The following is an 18,261-nucleotide window of genomic DNA, read 5'->3' on the forward strand; positions in this document are numbered from 1 at the left end:
ACCAAATCAAAATATTAACAAAATAAACCCAAAGCATAATCGATTACACAACTAAAATGATTTCAATTTTAGAATTATTAACACATATATAATAATTAAAATGCAAAACATAATACTTTACAACCTTCTTTGATATTTTGAGGTGAGCCGAAATATTTTGCTATTTTTGTACATACAAATTTTTAGACAATGCCAAACATTTCAAACAGAGCGCAGCAGATGCCGCCTTCACCGGTAAGAAAACTGGTTCCTTTTGCCTTACAGGCTAAACAGAGAGGTACAAAAGTATATCACTTAAACATCGGTCAGCCGGACATAGAAACTCCTGAAACTGCTCTTAATGCTTTAAAAAACATTGATTTAAAAGTTTTAGAATATGCTCTTTCAGAAGGGAATATCGAATATAGAAAAGCATTGACAGAATATTATCATTCTTTAGATTTTACAGATCTTACTCCAGATAATTTCATTGTTACAAACGGTGGTTCAGAAGCTTTAAATTTTGCTATTTCTACGCTTTGCGATGACGGTGATGAAGTAATTATTCCAGAACCATATTATGCAAATTATAATGGTTTCACAAGTACTTTCAATGTGAATGTAGTTGCAATTCCTTCGTCTATTGATACAGGTTTTGCACTTCCTCCGATTGAAGAATTTGAGAAAAAAATCACTGCAAAAACAAGAGCAATCGTCATCTGTAATCCTGGAAATCCTACAGGATATCTTTATACAAGAGAAGAACTTCAAAAATTAGCAGAAATTGCTATTAAATATGACATTGTTGTTATTTCTGATGAGGTTTACAGAGAATATGTTTACGATGGAAAACAACAAATTTCTATGCTTGCTTTTCCTGAATTGGCAGAAAACTGCATTATTATCGATTCAGAATCTAAGCGTTATTCAATGTGTGGCGTAAGAATCGGATGTTTAATTACCCGTTCTAAAAAAATTCACGATGCGGCAATGCTTTTTGCTCAGGCAAGATTAAGTCCGGTTTTATTAGGACAAATTGCAGCAACTGCAGCTCACCAAAATGACGGAGCTTATATTAGAGCTGTAAGAGAAGAATATACACACAGAAGAAATGTTTTGGTTGATTTGCTGAATGCAATTCCTGGAGTTATTTGTCCGAAACCAAAAGGTGCATTTTATTGTGTTGCAGAACTTCCTGTAGATGATACAGAAAAGTTTGCGCAATGGCTTCTTGAAAAATACACTTTAAACAACGAAACCATTATGGTTGCTCCCGCAGGAGGATTTTACAGCAATCCCGAATTAGGAAAAAAACAAGTAAGAATTGCTTACGTTTTGAAAGAAGAAGATTTAAGAAAAAGTGCAGAAATTCTGAAAAATGCACTTGAAAAATATAAATTAGAGTTTAATCTTTAATCTTAATAAATCAGCAGTAAAAATGAATGGTTTGAAAATCTTGTTTTCAATGTTTTTACTGCTGATTTTCTTTTCGTGCAGTCAAAAAACTGCAGATAAAAATTCAGATTCTAAGACTGAAGAAATCACTTTTATTGGTTTATCAGAAATTGGCGGTCAATCAGGATATTACAGGGTTGTAAAAGTAACAAAAGATTCTATTCATTTCGAAACCGGAGAAACCTTGACGAAGAAGCACAAAGAATGGCACTCTGCAATAAATCCAAAGAATTGGAAAAACATCACTTCTTGTTTTAAAATCAAAAATTTAGATAGCGTCGAAAGCTCACCAAGTATTCAACCGATTGACGGAATTGATGAGAGTTTTCAGATTAAGACCAACAAAAAATCTCACGTTTACGTTAATGCACAAAATGATATTCATTACAGGCAATTTGCTAATTTTAAACAGCAAATTTTAAAGATTCTTCCTAAAGAATATCAATAAAACGATCCAATTTAATTCTAACATTTACAAAATCCAATGCAGGAAAATTTTTCATTAAAACCTTTTAATACTTTTGGTGTAGAAGCGAAGGCAAAATATTTCATTGAAATAAATTCTGTAGAAGAATTAATTGAAACTCTTAAACACTCTCACACTCAAACTCTCCCACTTTTATTTCTTGGAGGCGGAAGTAATCTATTGTTTACTCAAGATTTTGACGGATTAGCTATTAAATTAAATTTAAAAGGAATTTCTGAAGAGGTTTTAAATGAAAAAGAGGTTTTAGTGACTGCAAAAGCGGGAGAAAACTGGCATGAATTTGTCCTTTTTTGTTTAAATAAAAATTATGGCGGATTAGAAAATCTTTCCTTAATTCCGGGAAATGTAGGAACTTCACCGATGCAGAATATAGGAGCTTACGGAACGGAAATCAAGGATATTTTTGTTGACTGTAAAGTTTTAAACCTTGAAACTTTGGAAGTGGAAATTTTCGATCTTGAAAAATGCAGATTTGGGTACAGAGATTCTATTTTTAAGCAGGAAGGAAAAGGAAAATATGTGATTTTGGAAGTTCGTTTTAAGTTGACAAAGGAAAATCATTTAATTAAAACAGAATACGGTGCCATACAATCTGAACTGGAAAATTCAGGAATAAAAAATCCTACTATTCAGGATATTTCGAAAGCTGTCATCAACATCCGACAAAGTAAACTTCCCGATCCAAAAGAAATTGGTAACGCCGGAAGTTTCTTTAAAAACCCAACAATTCCTTTAGATCAATTTGAAAATTTGAAAGAAAAATTCTCTAATATTCAAGGTTATCCGAATGGTGAATTTGTGAAAGTTCCCGCAGGCTGGCTCATCGAACAATGTGGTTGGAAAGGAAAACAAATCGGGAATGTTGCTTCTCACCAATTACAGGCTTTAGTGATTGTCAACGCAACCGGAAATGCAACAGGAAAAGAAATTTTTGATTTTTCGACGATGATTATTGACTCTGTGAAGGAAAAATTCGGAATTGAACTGGAAAGGGAAGTTAATATTCTTTAAAACAGTCCTCTATAAAATTTGATTTTTAAGATAGAGTAAATTTAATTTCTTTTTAAAATCAATTCTACCTTTCTTTTTAGCAGAATAGCTTATTTTAGTTTAATATTTCTAAAATAATTATGTCTGATAAAACTTATTCTGATAAAGTATTCAAAAAAATCATCCAAAAACATATTGACAAGTGTGATTTTGTGAAAGTTAATCTTGAAAATGATTCTTCAATTTTAGGTTTCATTGTAAAAGCATCTGATGATTTTATTATGATAGAAGAGACGAATGACTTTTCTCTCGCCGGAATTAAAATTATCCCTTATGAAAGAATATCCGGAATCCGTCACGGCTTATCAGACAAGGTTTCAAAGAAGATTTATTTGGAAGAAGGTCTAATAAAGTTAAATCATAAAGTAATAAACAATACTTCTTTAAAAAATTTTGAAGGTATTTTTAAATCTATTAAAACACAGGGTTTTCACTGCATTATTGAAAGTAAAAAGAAAGATCAGGAATTATTTTCAATTGGTGAAATCGTAGAAGTCAACAACAAATCGGTAGTGATTAAAAATTACAGTCCGATTGGAAAGATTGACAAAAAAGCTAGAAAAATAAATTTTAAACATATTGAATTGATTAATTTTAATGATAATTATTCTGTAATCTTCAGAAAATATATATTCGAATAAATTCCTAAAAACACACAAATATGAAAATCGCCATCATCGGAGCCGGAAATATGGGTTTATCTTTTTCAAAATCATTTTTAAAATATGAATTGATAAAGCCTGAAAACCTTCATCTCATTACAAGAAACCAATCTAAAATTCAGAAAATTTCTGAAGAATTTCCAAAATCTAAAATCTCAATATTTGATGAGGTGAAAGAGTTGGACGCTGATCTTATTATCATTGCTGTAAAGCCGCAGGATTTTCAAAAAGCCGCTGAGAGTTTTCAGTTTTCTCTAAACGAAAATCAGATGATTCTATCAATTATGGCAGGAATTAAAATTGAGAAAATTCAAAATTTACTAAATCACAAATTGGTTGTGCGCGCAATGCCCAACTCTCCTACTCTTTTGGGAATGGGAATTACAGGCTACACTTCCGCAGAAGGAATTTCTTTTAATCAGTTGATGAATATCGAAAGACTTCTCAACAGCACCGGAAGATCTGTTTATCTGGAAAACGAAGAATTATTAGATGGTGTTACCGCACTTTCGGGAAGCGGACCAGCCTATTTTTATTACATTGTAGACGCCATGATTAAAGCCGGAACAGAAATGGGAATTGACGAAAATCTTTCAAAACTTTTTGTAAAACAAACGATGTTGGGCGCCTATCACCTCATCAATAATTCTGATAAAAGTTTAGAAGATTTGATAAAAGATGTTGCATCAAAAGGGGGAACTACTGAAGCTGCATTGAAAACTTTTGAAGAAAATAATTTCAAAGAAATTCTTCAAAAAGGAATTTTGAATGCTGAAAAACGTGCAAAAGAATTGAATGGATAATTTTCTTTAGTTTAAAATAAGGTCTTTCGCAGATTTTGCTGATTCGCAGATTTTTCAATATTACATCTGCATAATCCGTTTAATCTGCGAGAAAATAAAACTATCTTTTAAAATTACTCAGAATGACAAACGCTGTATTTCTTTGCCAGTTTTAGCCTACGAATCTCGTGAATTTAATTTCAAGCATTCTTTTAATTTTCCATCCCAGAAAAACGCCAAAAGTATTCAGAATAACATCATCAACTTCACAAATCCCAAGTCTTGTAAAATACTGAAGTGCTTCTATGATTACGATTGCAGAAATAAAAGCAAAGATATTTTCTTTTAAATTTTGTAGACGAGGAAAAATCCAGCCCAAAAAGCCGAAAGGCATAAACATTACAACATTTCCCAAAACAATGCGGATAATATCCCACCATCGAATCGTATTTTCTATAAAATATAATGTCGAAAAAAGCGGCTCTACACGCACTACATTTACTTCATACTGCGTTCTTCCCATTCCGAAAAACATCAGATAGAGCAGCAAAATCGTGAAAGGGAGAATGATAATTTTATAAAATTTCTTTAACATCAATTGCAAAGTTATTCATTTCAAAAACATTAAATTTGTGTGTTAAACTAATTTAATGAAATACGTTTTACTTACGCTCATTTCAGCGATGCTGCTTTCGGTTTCCTGGCCGACTTACGGAATTCCGTTTTTTATATTTTTTGCATTGGTTCCTCTTTTAATAATGGAACATGATGTGTCTAAATTTTCAAAATACAACAGAAAAAGCTGGGTGGTTTTCGGACTTTCCTATCTGTGTTTTGTAATTTGGAATGTAGTAACGACAGGCTGGTTGTATGGTTCAAAAAATCCTGATGGAAGTCATTCGATGATGGCGGTTTTATTCCCGGTTTTAGTTAATTCTTTTTTGTATTCACTGGTTTTTCAATGTTATCATTGGTATAAAAATGCACAGGGAACGTATTGGGGAATGGCATTTTTAGTAGCAATTTGGATGAGCTTTGAAAAGTTTCATTTGAATTGGCAGCTGACTTGGCCTTGGCTAAATCTTGGAAATTCTTTTTCAGATTATCCAAAACTTATTCAATGGTACGATACTTTAGGCTCAACAGGAGGAAGTTTTTGGATATTGCTTGTTAATTTATTGATATTCTACACCATCAGAATTTGGCAGGCGGGAAGAAAAAGAAAAGATTTAATCATTAATATTTCAGCAACGGTACTTTTGATTGGTCTTCCGATGATTATTTCGCTAATTAAATTTAATAGTTTTAATGAAAAACCAATTGGTGAAGTCAGCGTCTTAATGTTACAACCCGATCTTGATCCTTATGGTGAAAAATATTCTAAAGACAGCATCACGATTCAGAACGAACTTTTAGCTTTAGCAGAAAATAATACAAAAGGAAAAGTTGATTATTACATTGCTCCTGAAACAGCAATTCCAGGAAGAGGTTCAATTTCTGAAACAGCTTTTGAAAAAAGTGAACTACTCAATAATGTAAAAGGGTTTCTTGCGAAGCATCCCGGTTCTGTTTTTACAACGGGAATTTCTTCTCACAAATATTTTTTAGATAAAAATACCGCTCCAACAAATGCCTATCAAATTAATGACAGAGTTTGGGTTGAAAATTATAATTCGGCAGTTCAGATTATTCCAAATCAAAAAGTTGAAGTTTATCACAAAGGAAAGCTTGTTCCTGGAGTTGAAATTTTCCCTTATATGAATGTTTTAAAGCCACTTTTAGGCGATGCAATGCTTAATTTAGGTGGAACTGTTGCTTCTTTAGGAACAGATAAAGAACGTGTCGCATTTTCAAATCCCTTTAATAAAGGAAAAATTGCTCCGATTATTTGTTACGAAAGTATTTATGGTGAATTTGTAACTGATTATGTGAAAAAAGGTGCCAATTTCCTCGGAATTATGACTAATGACTCTTGGTGGGGCGTTACAGAAGGCCATAAACAGCTTTTATCTTACGCAAAAATGAGGGCCATTGAAACCAGAAGAGAAATTGTACGTTCTGCAAACAGTGGAATTTCTGCACACATCAATGCAAAAGGTGAAATTTTAGAAGATACGTTCTATGGAGATCAAACTGCATTATTCGCAAAAGTAAATCTCTATGAAGGCGAAACATTTTATGTAAGAGCGGGAGATTTCCTGTCGCGAGTTTCTATTTTCGCTTTAGGGTTTTTAATCTTTTATTTTTTGATTAAAAGAGTTCAGAATAGGATGAAGAAGAATTAATTTAATCTTCAAAAAACATATAAAAAAAGCTATTAAGATTATCTTAATAGCTTTTTCTTTTAAATATAATTTAAAAATTATTTATTTGAAAAACTTCCATTTCGGAATAATTGCCAACATTCCAAATCCTGTAAATAAGAACAAATTGGTAACGTCAGAATACAAGAAAGTTGAAAGGTAATAATTGTGCATAAAAAAGTGTAAAAGCAACATTACCGGAAATAATACAATGCCTATTTTTCTGTAGAAAAACATCAATACAATTCCTAAGATCATCAAAATATCAACAGAGAAAATAAGATAAAAATATCCTTTGGGAATATTTAAGCCTTCGTGCTGCAGATATTCATCAAAATCCAGCCCGATGCCCATAAAAGTAAATAAAAGCAAAGAAGCCAATGCCAAAATAAAACCCCATCCTTTCTTTGGATCTTCATCAAAATAACTGTATTCTTGGTATTCTTTTTCCATACTGCAAAAATAAAGAACTTATGAATGATTTCATAAGTTCTTCGGTATTTATATCGTCTAAAATTTGATTAAATCGAGATTGCGTTGATCAATCTGTTTTTATCGCTTAAGAATTCTTCCATAGAGATCATACTTTCAGTTCTCATTACGTCCTGAATGTCGTCTATTTGATAGATAATTCTTTTAGCGTCGTTTGTATTTTTAGCTCTTACCTTGCAGAAGATATTGTATTTCCCTGAGATAACGCTTGCTTCAATAACGTTTGGAATAGTTCCTAACTCTTTCAATACCTCTTGTGTACGGTTTGATTTTGTTAAAAGAATCCCGATAAAAGCTGTGAAATGGTAATCTAATTTACCATAATCTAAATTAAGAGATGATCCTAAAATAATACCTGCATCTTCCATTTTCTTCACCCTTACGTGGATTGTTCCTGCAGATACATCCATCTGCTTAGCAATTTCTGTAAAAGGCATTCTTGTGTTTTCTACTAAGAAATCAAGAATTTTCTTGTCTATTTCGTCCAGTTGATAGTTCATATTAGTGAAATTATATTTTTCCTAAAAAATCCATAAATTTTTTACAAAATTAAAAAAAATAATTAAACTAAAAAAATAATATCAAATATTAACAATAATTAACACGGATGATAAAAATCATTAAAAATTCCGAACTATTTAGCCTCTGATTTTACAGAATCTGTTTTTATTTCGCTATCAGCTTCAGCTTGTTTTTTTCTGTTTTTCTTCTTTTTAAAGAAAGAATTGAAGCTTTTACTCCAAACGATACCTCCGCCATAAGCTTGATTTGCAGAACCATTTGTTCCTACAGTCCCAACTCCCATTCCGATGTTGGTTGGTTTAGAATACCCTCTTAAAAGAAGTGTACCATCGTTTTTCTTTGAAATATCATATTCCACAGTTCCTTCTCCCGAAAGATAGTTATTGCTTGTACTTTCTGTTTTGGTAAGCGGTATTCCTAATCCTGTTTTTACTGTAATTCTTGGAGACAAATCGAAACTTACTCCCGCATTTGCTCTGTCACCGTTATTAGAATATTGATCATTTCCTTTAACGTAATTCAAATCAATTTGAAATTCATTACTTACAGTATTTAACACAGATCCTAATTGTTTCAGCAACATATTATAACCAGAAGATTCTGCAACACCAACTGCGTCAAAACTCAAACCTCCACCACTATTCGTTACATTAAACATATTAAGCAAAAGAATTGAACCAAACTGCAATACATTCTCCCCTTCCGTCTGATTTATTTTTGCAGCCAGAGTCTCCTTAACCTGACTTGAAACATCAAGTGCTGTTACATTTAAGGCAACTTTCGGATCATTTAAGGTATTGGTAATATTTGCCTGTAAAAGAACACTAATCGGCTGTAACTGTCCCATATTTAAATAATCTCCGGCATTGGAAACCATTCTGACATAATTGGCAGAAATATCCAATGCAGGCTTCATGGCATCACCATCCCAACGAATACTGCTGTTCTTCTGAATTTGGAAAGTTCTGTTCAAAATTGCTTTAGAAACAAAAGTTCCGCTATCAACCATATAAGATCCATTCATCGCAATATTTCCTTGTCTACTCATCTGAAATCTCAAATTATTAGCCATTCCCTTTACTGAAATATTTCCTACATCATCGCCGACCAAAACATTTACCGAAGTTCCTTTATCAACATCAAGATTGAAATCGATGTTCATATTGGCTCCGGTTCTTTTTTTATCTTCTAAAGTAACTAAACCATCTTTTCCTTCTTTCAAAAACCTCAACATTTTAAATTCTTCTACATTCGAAGTTGATGCTGAATTGAAAGTAAATGTACTTCCATTCAAAGCTTTCATATTTGGAGTGGAAAGGTTTAAAGCAGAAACTGGTCCATCAACGTATAAATCGCCTTGCCCGTAAACTCTTCCCCAAAACAAATCGTAATCTTTCTGAGTGGTATTTAACATTAAAAGATTATCAGCTCTCATTACGAGGTTGACTCCCATTGAAGATAACGTTTCAAACTGTATCGCACCTGAAATCGTTCCCTGAGAATTTGTTCTTCCGTCATGAACTGCAATATTGTTTAAAATCGCAAGACCTTTAGAAAGTGGAATCACCGTATCATCAAATGAATAATCTACTCCGGTAAATAACAGTTTTAAACCAAATTCCTTTAAAGCAATATCACCGCTGTAATCAAGATTTTTAAGTGTTCCGTTTATTTTTAAATCACCCGTTGCTTTTCCTCTTAAATTTCCAAAAATAGTCTGTACAAACTGTTGAGTAAAGGTAAGATCGAAATCTCTTAACTCGGTTGTCAAATCTATTGTTGGTGAAGGTGTATTGTTATTAACTGTTCCTGTTAAATGGAGATTATTATTACCGATTACTCCTGCTGAAGCTACTTTTACATCTACATCATAAACATTCAGAGAAAAACCATTTACAGCAGAAATTGTTACATCACCCATATCATTACCATTCATCATGATATTATCGACGGTAAGATCTACCAAAGGTTGCAGTGTGCTTTTATCCATCTTGATTTTCACATTACCATTGGCTAAACCTTTAATATCCATTGGATTTCCACCCGACTGCATTTCAAAAATCTTTTCAATCTGAAAATTCTGCACTTCGGCATCTACATAAAAATCTTTAGCAGATTTAAATATAGATTCATTAATGAGCAGTGAACTTGTATCTGAATAAATTTTTAAATTATGAATCTCAAAATCATTTGTCCCTCGTCGATAACTTATATAATGATCAAGCTCCGGATTGGTATCTATAGACCATTTTACATTATTTAAATTAACTTCAGTAGGTTCAAATCTGAAAACGTAATCCCCTGCAGGATTTGTAGATTGATTAAAGTTAATTGCATAACTTTTCAAGTTATCATTGATTTCATCTTCAGGATTTCCGTGTTTAAAACTGGTTGCAATTCTTAGAATCGAATTGTTCTCATTTTTACCCGTTAATGTTACGTCTTTCAGTATATTTTTATTATACTCTAATCTGCTGATTTTCGCATAAAGCTGCTGTTCTGTATTGGCTGTATTTATTCTTACCATCACACTGTCGACCATTGCACTGTCGCGTGTCACAGCTATTCTGTCATCCAATTTATAATCAGGATTTGCTTCTGCCAAAGCCTGGTCTGCCTCTGTAATTTCCTCTTTTTTAGTCATTACATATTTTAGAGAAGCTGCATCAAGATTTAATATTAAATTATTTGAATTTCCATCATATTCTCCTTCTACTTTTGCGCCTTTAGGAAGTTTTAAATCAGGTAAAAAATAAGCAACCAATCCTTGCTCAACGTCAAAATTCATTGCAAAGGCTTGCCCACGATATAGTTTTCTGGGTTCTGGACCTACTAAGATTTTCCCTAATCCATTCTGTACCATTCCGGCTAAATCAGCTAAATTATATTTTCCTGAAATTTTTCCATTTGCAGCTCCGGGAGCATCAACTAAAATTGAACGATTTCCACCTTCAACAAAGGTTTTTAATTTAGCATTCGGAATATGATATTTTTGGTCAGCAGTAGCAAAATTTACATTTGAAGCTTCAACATCTAAGTTCAAATCATTTAGATTAGACATTGCCATCTTTCCGTTTACTTTACCGCTTACAACCTGACTTCCTATTTTTCCGGTGAAGTAATTCATGTTTAAGTAAGCAACATCTGCATCAACATTTGCAGAAATTCTTGAAGTACTGAAATCTATTAAGCCTTTAACTGTAGCTTTTGCCTGTTCATCATTTACCGTGATTAATCCGTTGTATTTTTTATGATCTAAAAGACCATCCAAAACCACATTATTGATTTCCTTATTCATGATTTCAATACTTGAAATTTGAGATTTTGTACTCAAACGCATAGTATTGACATCAAAACTTTGTCCGTCCAGATTAAACTTACCGGAAATTAAACCAACCGCTTTACTTTTCGTAATTACAGAAGTATTTAAATCATTAACTTCAGCATATCCTTTGTATTTAGGCAAAGTTGTACTGTAATCCGTTAAAGAAAAATTTGAAATTTTTGCTTGTCCGATTCCGGTCATTAAATTCCCTGAGGAAACGTAAACCTGTTTTGGATTTACTTTTGCGGTTCCATTATATTTTAATTTACCAAAATCATCCGCAAAAGTTTTCATCTTTGACGAAACAAAAGTTGGCATCATCGCCTTCAAATCTTTATACGTAAAATCTGCAGAAAGATCATTAGTTTCAATTTGAAAATTACCTTTCAGTAAATCTTTAGCTTTGAGTTTTTTGGTCGCAATATTTACACTCGGATTTCTAATTAAGAAATTTTCCAAAGTGAAATTATTTAAAGGACCGGTCATTTTTCCACTCGCATTAAACGGAATAAAATTATCCCAATTGGTCACAAAATAAGAGATATCATAACCGCTAATCTGGCTGCCCAATTTCATATTCATGTCCCATTTCACCTTGTTGGTAAAATCTGCCCACGAACCTTTATTTAAATTAAATTTTATATCTCCCTGAAGTAGCGAATGATCTGTATTTAAAGTAAGATCTCCCAAAGACAGATAATCCTGAGTCATCGAAAAATCAGTAGAAAATGTCTCAACAAAATGAGATTTCCCCCATCTTTTAGTTGTAAAAGTAAAATTATCGATTCTCGCAGCAATATTTACTCCGTTTACTTTTACTTTTGGAGCAATCAGATTAACATTGGTTGCAGTCAACCATTTTCCCGGTTCACCTGGAGAATTTTGATTAACTATAGAAACTTTTGAATTTAAAATTTCTAAACGTGCATTAAGCTGAAAAGGTGGTTTTGTAGGATCTTTCTTTTTTCCGCTATCAAACAACTGTGTAAACCGAATGAAGTTTGAAATACTGTCGCCTTTATAGGTAATGACTTTAATATCTGCATCATTCAGAGTCAATCCGTTAAAACTTAAAGAATTATTTTTCCCGATGTTCGTCGCTAGAGAAAACCAATCTGAATTCGCTTTAAACTCTCGTGCTTTTATAAAATCTAAATCTTTATAATCTTTAATTCTTAAACCTTTGATGGTAACATCTCCAAAAAAATCGACCTCAACACTTTCAGTTGACATTTTAGCTTTAAAATCTTTGTTAACAATCTGTAAAGCCTGATCTGCAGCCCATCTTTTGGTAACCGGTAAATTAATTGCAATGAAAACTATAACAATGATTGAAAGAACGGTCCAAAACAGAATTAGTAATAATTTTGCCCACCAAGAATAGCTGACTACATCTTTTGCAGCCTGTTTTCCGAATTCTTGAGCTGTATCTATGGGATGATTTATAGCGTCGGAAGCCAATTCAGAAGCCTCTTTCACAGTCTCCTGAACATTTTCTACGGTCTTCTGTACCTGATCTCCCAGGTTTTCAGCTACCGATTTTTTGTTCTCATTTTCGTTATTATTCTCTAACTTTGCCATTATTATGAGCGACTCTATAATTTTAGGTATCGAATCATCTTGCGATGACACTTCAGCAGCTATTATCAAAGGAAATACTATTCTCTCAAATATTGCAGCCAATCAGGAAATCCACAAAGAATATGGTGGTGTAGTTCCAGAATTGGCTTCTCGTGCACATCAGCAGAATATTATTCCCGTTGTTGAAAAATCTATACTCAAAGCAAATATACAACAAAATGCAATCTCTGCCATAGGCTTTACGAGAGGTCCCGGACTTTTGGGTTCTCTGCTTGTAGGAACGTCTTTTGCCAAGTCGCTCGCAATGAGTTTAGATGTTCCTTTAATAGAAGTAAATCACCTTCAGGCGCATATTTTAGCGCATTTCATTGACGATGCAAATCCTGTGCCGCCCAAATTTCCCTTTTTGTGTCTTACCGTAAGTGGTGGACATACCATGATTGTTTTGGTGAAAGATTATTTCGACATGGAAATTATCGGAAAAACCATTGATGATGCAGCAGGTGAAGCTTTTGATAAAATTGGAAAAATTTTCGATTTGGATTATCCGGCAGGACCGATTATTGACCGATTGGCAAAAGAAGGAAATCCCGATGCTTTTAAATTCAATAAACCTAAATTAGAGAATTACGATTATTCTTTCAGCGGAATTAAAACTTCGGTTCTTTATTTTATTCAGAAAGAAGTAAAGAAAAACCCTGATTTCATTAAAGAAAACATGAATGACTTGTGCGCTTCGGTACAGAAATGCATCATTGAAATTTTAATGAACAAATTGGAGAAAGCAGCAAAAGATTTAGATATAAAAGAAGTTGCTATTGCAGGCGGAGTTTCTGCGAATTCTGCTTTAAGACAAATTATGCAGGACAATCACGAAAAATTAGGCTGGAATATTTACATTCCTAAATTCGAATATACGACGGATAATGCAGCAATGATTGCGATGGTTGCTCAACTGAAATTTGAGAGAGGCGAATTTACAGATTTAAGGACTACAGCAACCTCAAAATACGATTTATAGTTTTCTCCTACCGCAAAAGATACAAAAGAAGTTTTTGAAATAAAGAATGCAAAAGTTTACAAAAAGTATGTATGTAATTTTTAGTTATCATTTTATCAACTTTAAAATACTAAAATTCGCATAAAATCTTTTGTTTCTTTTGCGGTAAAATATCAAATACAATTAAAATAACATCTACAGATGAAAATATTATTAGAAGAAAAAGTACTGGGAACGCAATCTAAAAAAAACTCAAAATATTATTGGGTTTTGGAAACCGTGACAGGAAAAAATGAAGTTACGGAAGCATCTGAAGAAGATGATTATCTAATGGTAAGTTCAGAAACAGGATTTATTCAGAATATCAAGGAAGAAATTATTGAGAAAATTAATGCTGAAAATGTTTTCAGTTTTGATTTTGAACCAAAAGAAGGTGATTATTTATCCATTAAAAACAATTTAAGGAAAAACGAATATCTGAATTTAATTTTCATGAATAATCTTTGGATTGAAGAAATCTATATGTGTTCTTACAGAGATTGCGAAGGTGATGTTTACTCCACGATAAAGACCGGAGTGGCGTTTATAAGCGAAAATGAAATATTTTTTTAATAGAACATTAACTTAATCAAAATCAGACAGATTCTAAATATTCCATTTTATGAAACTTTTTTTTGGCGAAATCAATGACGGAAAAGCAATCATCAACGATGAAGAACAGCAGCACATCGTAAAAGTCCTTCGTATGAAAGACGGTGAAGAAATTCATGTGACTGATGGAAAAGGAAATCTTGCTTCCGGAACATTAATTATTGAAGGTAAAAAAGCTGGAATTGAAGTTTCAGAAATTAAAACTGAAACTCCAGATTTCAGTCCGAAACTTCATATTGCGATTGCTCCAACAAAAAATATTGACAGAATAGAGTTTTTCGTTGAAAAAGCTGTTGAAATGGGAATTTCTGAAATTACGATTCTTCAAACCGAAAAAACAGAACGTAAAAACCTGAATATTGATAAATTAAGAAAGCAGGCAATTGCAGCTTCAAAGCAAAGTCTGAGATTTCATTTTCCAGTTATTAATGATTTAACTAAAATTCAGGACTTTCTTAAAACGGTTGATCCTGAAACCACTTTTGTAGCTCATTGCAACGAAAATTTAGAAAGAATCACTTTAAATGAAATTCCAAAATTAGAAAATTATACTTTTCTGATTGGTCCTGAAGGAGATTTTTCGGATAAAGAAATTTTGTTTTTAGCAGAGAAAGGAATTAAAGCGGTTTCTCTCGGAAATCAAAGATTGAGAACGGAAACTGCTGGAGTTTTTGTTGCGGCTTGGAATTATAATAAGATGATTAAATAGATTTTTCTTTAAATCTTTTTATAGGCCAGGTTATTCCAATTTGAAGAGTATTGATTGGAAAATTTTCGACTTTCAATAATCTAAAATTATATCCGACAGTGAGTTTTCCGCCGCCGCCACCAAATCCAAAATAAGGCATTATTCGTGGAATTACCTTTTCAAAATTGGTCTGAAATTGCACTTCTGCACCCAAAGACATTCCAGCATTTGAACTAACTCCTACTTTTGGTGCCATAAAAAAACCATAACGGTTATTGATAATGAAATCACTTCCTGCATAATATACTTTTGCGGCGCCGTGATTTCCACCATAACTAATGATTTTAGCAAAAACAACCTCAATGATATGCATTTGTGATGCCCTAAAAGTTTCCGTATTATCTTTTGCATCACCTGCATAATGATAGCCAACTAATATTGCCGGAGTAACTGTTGTTTTAAATTTTCTATGAGATAGTGTATCAAACTTCAGTTGCGAAAACAAACATCCTGATAAAAACAAAAATAAAACAGGTAATAATCTCGCCATGATGATTTAAAATTTTAATTATAACTTTAAAAAGCTGAAATTATTATCTAATAAATCTTTTTAATCACCTTCACCCTCTACTTCAGAGTGTGTTTGGATGTATTTTCCTTTTTTGAATTGATAAGTTGAATAATAATATGTTACAGGACCAGCATGATAACGTGATGTGATTTCTTTACTCTTTTTATGAGCAACAGGATTTATAATTTTACCAAAAGAAGGTGAAAATTTATACTTACCTGACTTTTTATCATAAAGCCATAAATAATATGATTGATCAACCATTCCAACCCAATTGATCAGTTTAAAATCATTATAGCCATCAAAATTCCAATCTTCATCACAAGAAAAACTCACTTCATTGTCGTGATAAACGAAAGTAGAATCTTTATCAATTTTCAATTGTTGAAATAATTTACCGGATTTCAAAATGTTTACCTTTGTGAAATTAATCATCCCGCTTTTCTCTTCTTCGCAGAAAACCTTATATTCAAAACCGTTTCCTTTTTTTGAAAGTGTATATTTTCTTACAATTTGTGATCTTTCTTTCTCTTCTTCTTGCTGAATCTTTAAAATTTCTTCGTCAGTCAGTTTAACTTCTTTCTCCTTTGAAATTACTGAAGAATCTTGTGGCATTTTAGGAGCAACAAATTTTGATTTATTCTCTTTTTTACAAGAAAAAATCAAAAGTAAAACAATCAAGAAAAAGATATTTTTCATCAGCTTAAACTAATATTATTTTCTCTTAAATATTTAGCTAAAATCTGCTCACCGCTTTTTATAGAATTTACAGTCCAGCGGATTTTCATTCTCATTAGCTTTTCTTCATTTAATTTATAATCAATATTAGATTTTATCAGTTTTTGTTTTAATTCATACATACAGATTGAGGCAGCCACAGAAACGTTAAAACTTCTCGTAAAACCATACATCGGAATCGCCAAAGTTTCATCTGCAAAATCTAAAATTTCCTGAGAAACACCCTCCATTTCAGTTCCGAAAACCAAAGCTATCGGTTCCGTAATTTCATAATCCGGCAAAAATTTAGCATTTTTTTCTAGCGAAACTGCAACTATTTTATAGCCTTGATCTTTTATTTTTTGAAAGGATTCTATATTTCGGGGAAGTTTTTCTACTTCAACCCAAGTATCGGCGCCTTTCGTTACTCTCAAATTTGGTTCGAAATTATTTTCCTCCTGCAAAGCCACCACTTTATGAAAACCACAAGCTTCAACGGAACGCACAATTGCCGCTGCATTTCTAAATTGATATACATCTTCTACCACGGGAAGTACAAAATCTGAACTTTCAGGGGCGAAATGCTCAATTTTTCTTAGTCTTTCATCCGTTAAAAACTGCTGTAAATACTCGTAAGTTTGCTCTAAATCTTTCATCTTCTTTCAAATCTTTGCAAATTAACGTAATTTTGAAATTCTGAACCTGATACAGCTTAAAATTCTTCAATAAAAACTATGAAAAGAAAAGTCCTGCTTATTTATACCGGTGGAACGATTGGTATGGAAAAAGATTACGAAACCGGAAGTCTTCGTGCATTTGATTTTGGTAATATTTTTGAGAAAATGCCCGAAATGAAACTCATGGAATGCGAAGTTTTCGTTCATCCTTTTGCACAGCCGCTCGACTCTTCCGATATGGGACCTGAAGAATGGAGAATGATTGCCAATTTGGTATTCGACAATTATAAAAAATACGACGGGTTTTTAATTCTTCACGGAACAGACACCATGTCTTATACCGCTTCAGCATTGAGTTTTATGCTAAAAGGTTTAACAAAACCAGTTATTTTAACAGGTTCACAGCTTCCGATTGGAGATTTAAGAACGGATGCGAAAGAAAATCTTTTAACAAGTTTGTACTATGCAAGTTTGTACGAATGCAATGATGCCGTTATTCAGGAGGTTGCGATTTATTTTGAATATAAATTATTGAGAGGAAACCGTACTTTAAAATATTCTGCAGAGTATTTTGATGCCTATGCTAGTCCGAATTACCCGATTTTGGGACAATCTGGAGTTCATTTAAAAATTGATAAGGATAATCTTTTCCGTTGTGACGGCAGAATTGAATTTCACGTAGACGAACATATTTCTGAAGATGTTTTGTTCTGGAGAATTTTCCCGGGAATGAAGTTGAATCATTTTAAGGAAATTCCGAAAATGAAAGTTTTGATTTTACAGGTTTTTGGTTCGGGAACGATTTTCAGCAGTGAAAAAACTTTGGAAACTTTACAGCAAATCAGAAATAACGGAACTGAAATCGTAGTGGTAAGTCAATGTATTTCAGGTGGAATTTCGTTTGGGAAATATGAAAACAGTAATATTTTCTCAAGAATCGGCGCTATCAGTGGAAGAGATATGACTGCGGAAGCTGCGATTACCAAAGCAATGCATTTGATTGACAACCCAAATTACAGCGGAAGTTTTGCCGATAATTTCTCATGGAATCTTTGCGGAGAAATAAGCGGGTAATTTTAAATTAAGAATTTGTTAATTCAATAAAATAGCCTATTTTTGCAGTCTTCAAACATAGAGAGGTGTCCGAGTGGTTGAAGGAGCCAGCCTGGAAAGTTGGTATGCGGGTAACTGTATCGTGGGTTCGAATCCCATCTTCTCTGCAAATTAAAGCGTTGGTTTTCAACGCTTTAATTATTTCACTCCTTACTATCGAAAATTTTTTTTAAAATTCTCATTCTTTTTCTCAGAAAATCATTGCA

The 18,261-nt window shown here is 32.7% G+C and carries 17 protein-coding genes and 1 tRNA gene; 11 read left to right on the forward strand and 7 right to left on the reverse strand.

The window, feature by feature from the left end; genetic code table 11:
- Positions 1–189: 189 nt before the first annotated feature.
- The 5 genes from OF897_RS09260 to proC all read left to right on the forward strand — a co-directional run bounded on the left by OF897_RS09260 (position 190) and on the right by proC (position 4,436).
- Positions 190–1,395: a pyridoxal phosphate-dependent aminotransferase gene (locus OF897_RS09260; protein WP_267265414.1), complete on the forward strand. Its 1,206-nt coding sequence runs from the start codon at positions 190–192 to the stop codon at positions 1,393–1,395.
- 49 nt (positions 1,396–1,444) lie between these two features.
- Positions 1,445–1,882, forward strand: coding sequence for a hypothetical protein (locus OF897_RS09265; protein WP_267265415.1), 438 nt, complete (start codon positions 1,445–1,447; stop codon positions 1,880–1,882).
- 36 nt (positions 1,883–1,918) lie between these two features.
- Positions 1,919–2,932, forward strand: a complete 1,014-nt coding sequence (gene murB, locus OF897_RS09270) for a UDP-N-acetylmuramate dehydrogenase (protein WP_267265416.1) — start codon at positions 1,919–1,921, stop codon at positions 2,930–2,932.
- A 119-nt stretch (positions 2,933–3,051) separates the two neighbouring features.
- A complete protein-coding gene (locus OF897_RS09275; protein WP_267265417.1) occupies positions 3,052–3,612 on the forward strand; it encodes a hypothetical protein in 561 nt (186 codons plus the stop codon).
- A gap of 20 nt (positions 3,613–3,632) precedes the next feature.
- The gene (proC, locus tag OF897_RS09280) at positions 3,633–4,436 is read left to right on the forward strand and encodes a pyrroline-5-carboxylate reductase (RefSeq protein ID WP_267265418.1); all 804 of its coding nucleotides are present in this window, start codon (positions 3,633–3,635) and stop codon (positions 4,434–4,436) included.
- A 151-nt stretch (positions 4,437–4,587) separates the two neighbouring features.
- Here proC and OF897_RS09285 read toward each other — a convergent pair whose 3' ends face one another.
- The gene (locus tag OF897_RS09285) at positions 4,588–5,010 is read right to left on the reverse strand and encodes a VanZ family protein (RefSeq protein WP_267265419.1); all 423 of its coding nucleotides are present in this window, start codon (positions 5,008–5,010) and stop codon (positions 4,588–4,590) included.
- 55 nt (positions 5,011–5,065) lie between these two features.
- Here OF897_RS09285 and lnt point away from each other — a divergent pair, with 55 nt between their 5' ends.
- Positions 5,066–6,700: an apolipoprotein N-acyltransferase gene (gene lnt, locus OF897_RS09290; RefSeq protein WP_267265420.1), complete on the forward strand. Its 1,635-nt coding sequence runs from the start codon at positions 5,066–5,068 to the stop codon at positions 6,698–6,700.
- Between the two features lie 81 nt (positions 6,701–6,781).
- Here lnt and OF897_RS09295 read toward each other — a convergent pair whose 3' ends face one another.
- From OF897_RS09295 to OF897_RS09305, 3 genes are all read right to left on the reverse strand, one after another.
- Positions 6,782–7,171 carry a hypothetical protein gene (locus OF897_RS09295; protein WP_267265421.1) on the reverse strand — a complete coding sequence of 130 codons (390 nt, stop codon included), beginning with the start codon at positions 7,169–7,171 and terminating at the stop codon, positions 6,782–6,784.
- A 68-nt stretch (positions 7,172–7,239) separates the two neighbouring features.
- A complete protein-coding gene (locus OF897_RS09300; RefSeq protein ID WP_066678756.1) occupies positions 7,240–7,710 on the reverse strand; it encodes an Lrp/AsnC family transcriptional regulator in 471 nt (156 codons plus the stop codon).
- Positions 7,711–7,844: 134 nt separating this feature from the next.
- Entirely contained in the window at positions 7,845–12,638 is a 4,794-nt protein-coding gene (locus OF897_RS09305) for a translocation/assembly module TamB domain-containing protein (protein ID WP_267265422.1), read from the reverse strand.
- 4 nt (positions 12,639–12,642) lie between these two features.
- On the opposite strand from OF897_RS09305, the gene tsaD reads away from it, so the two are divergent.
- The 3 genes from tsaD (at position 12,643) to OF897_RS09320 (ending at position 14,998) form a co-directional block, all read left to right on the forward strand.
- Positions 12,643–13,659: a tRNA (adenosine(37)-N6)-threonylcarbamoyltransferase complex transferase subunit TsaD gene (tsaD, locus tag OF897_RS09310; RefSeq protein ID WP_267265423.1), complete on the forward strand. Its 1,017-nt coding sequence runs from the start codon at positions 12,643–12,645 to the stop codon at positions 13,657–13,659.
- Between the two features lie 180 nt (positions 13,660–13,839).
- A complete protein-coding gene (locus OF897_RS09315; protein ID WP_267265424.1) occupies positions 13,840–14,250 on the forward strand; it encodes a hypothetical protein in 411 nt (136 codons plus the stop codon).
- 49 nt (positions 14,251–14,299) lie between these two features.
- Positions 14,300–14,998: an RsmE family RNA methyltransferase gene (locus tag OF897_RS09320; protein WP_267265425.1), complete on the forward strand. Its 699-nt coding sequence runs from the start codon at positions 14,300–14,302 to the stop codon at positions 14,996–14,998.
- On the opposite strand, the gene OF897_RS09325 is transcribed toward OF897_RS09320, so the two are convergent.
- From OF897_RS09325 to OF897_RS09335, 3 genes are read right to left on the reverse strand one after another with little or no spacing between them, the layout of a single operon-like run.
- Positions 14,991–15,527, reverse strand: a complete 537-nt coding sequence (locus tag OF897_RS09325) for a hypothetical protein (protein WP_267265426.1) — start codon at positions 15,525–15,527, stop codon at positions 14,991–14,993. The genes OF897_RS09320 and OF897_RS09325 overlap by 8 nt on opposite strands.
- Positions 15,528–15,587: 60 nt before the next feature.
- Entirely contained in the window at positions 15,588–16,247 is a 660-nt protein-coding gene (locus OF897_RS09330; protein WP_267265427.1) for an XAC2610-related protein, read from the reverse strand.
- Entirely contained in the window at positions 16,247–16,921 is a 675-nt protein-coding gene (locus OF897_RS09335; RefSeq protein WP_267265428.1) for a TrmH family RNA methyltransferase, read from the reverse strand. The genes OF897_RS09330 and OF897_RS09335 overlap by 1 nt, the downstream gene beginning before the upstream one ends.
- Before the next feature lie 78 nt (positions 16,922–16,999).
- On the opposite strand from OF897_RS09335, the gene OF897_RS09340 reads away from it, so the two are divergent.
- Positions 17,000–18,016 (forward strand): asparaginase, encoded by a 1,017-nt coding sequence (locus OF897_RS09340; protein WP_267265429.1) that lies wholly within the window; start codon positions 17,000–17,002, stop codon positions 18,014–18,016.
- A gap of 59 nt (positions 18,017–18,075) precedes the next feature.
- A tRNA-Ser gene (locus OF897_RS09345) sits at positions 18,076–18,162 on the forward strand.
- Positions 18,163–18,261 lie beyond the last annotated feature (99 nt).

Source organism: Chryseobacterium formosum (assembly GCF_026460885.1).
Taxonomy (GTDB): domain Bacteria; phylum Bacteroidota; class Bacteroidia; order Flavobacteriales; family Weeksellaceae; genus Chryseobacterium; species Chryseobacterium formosus.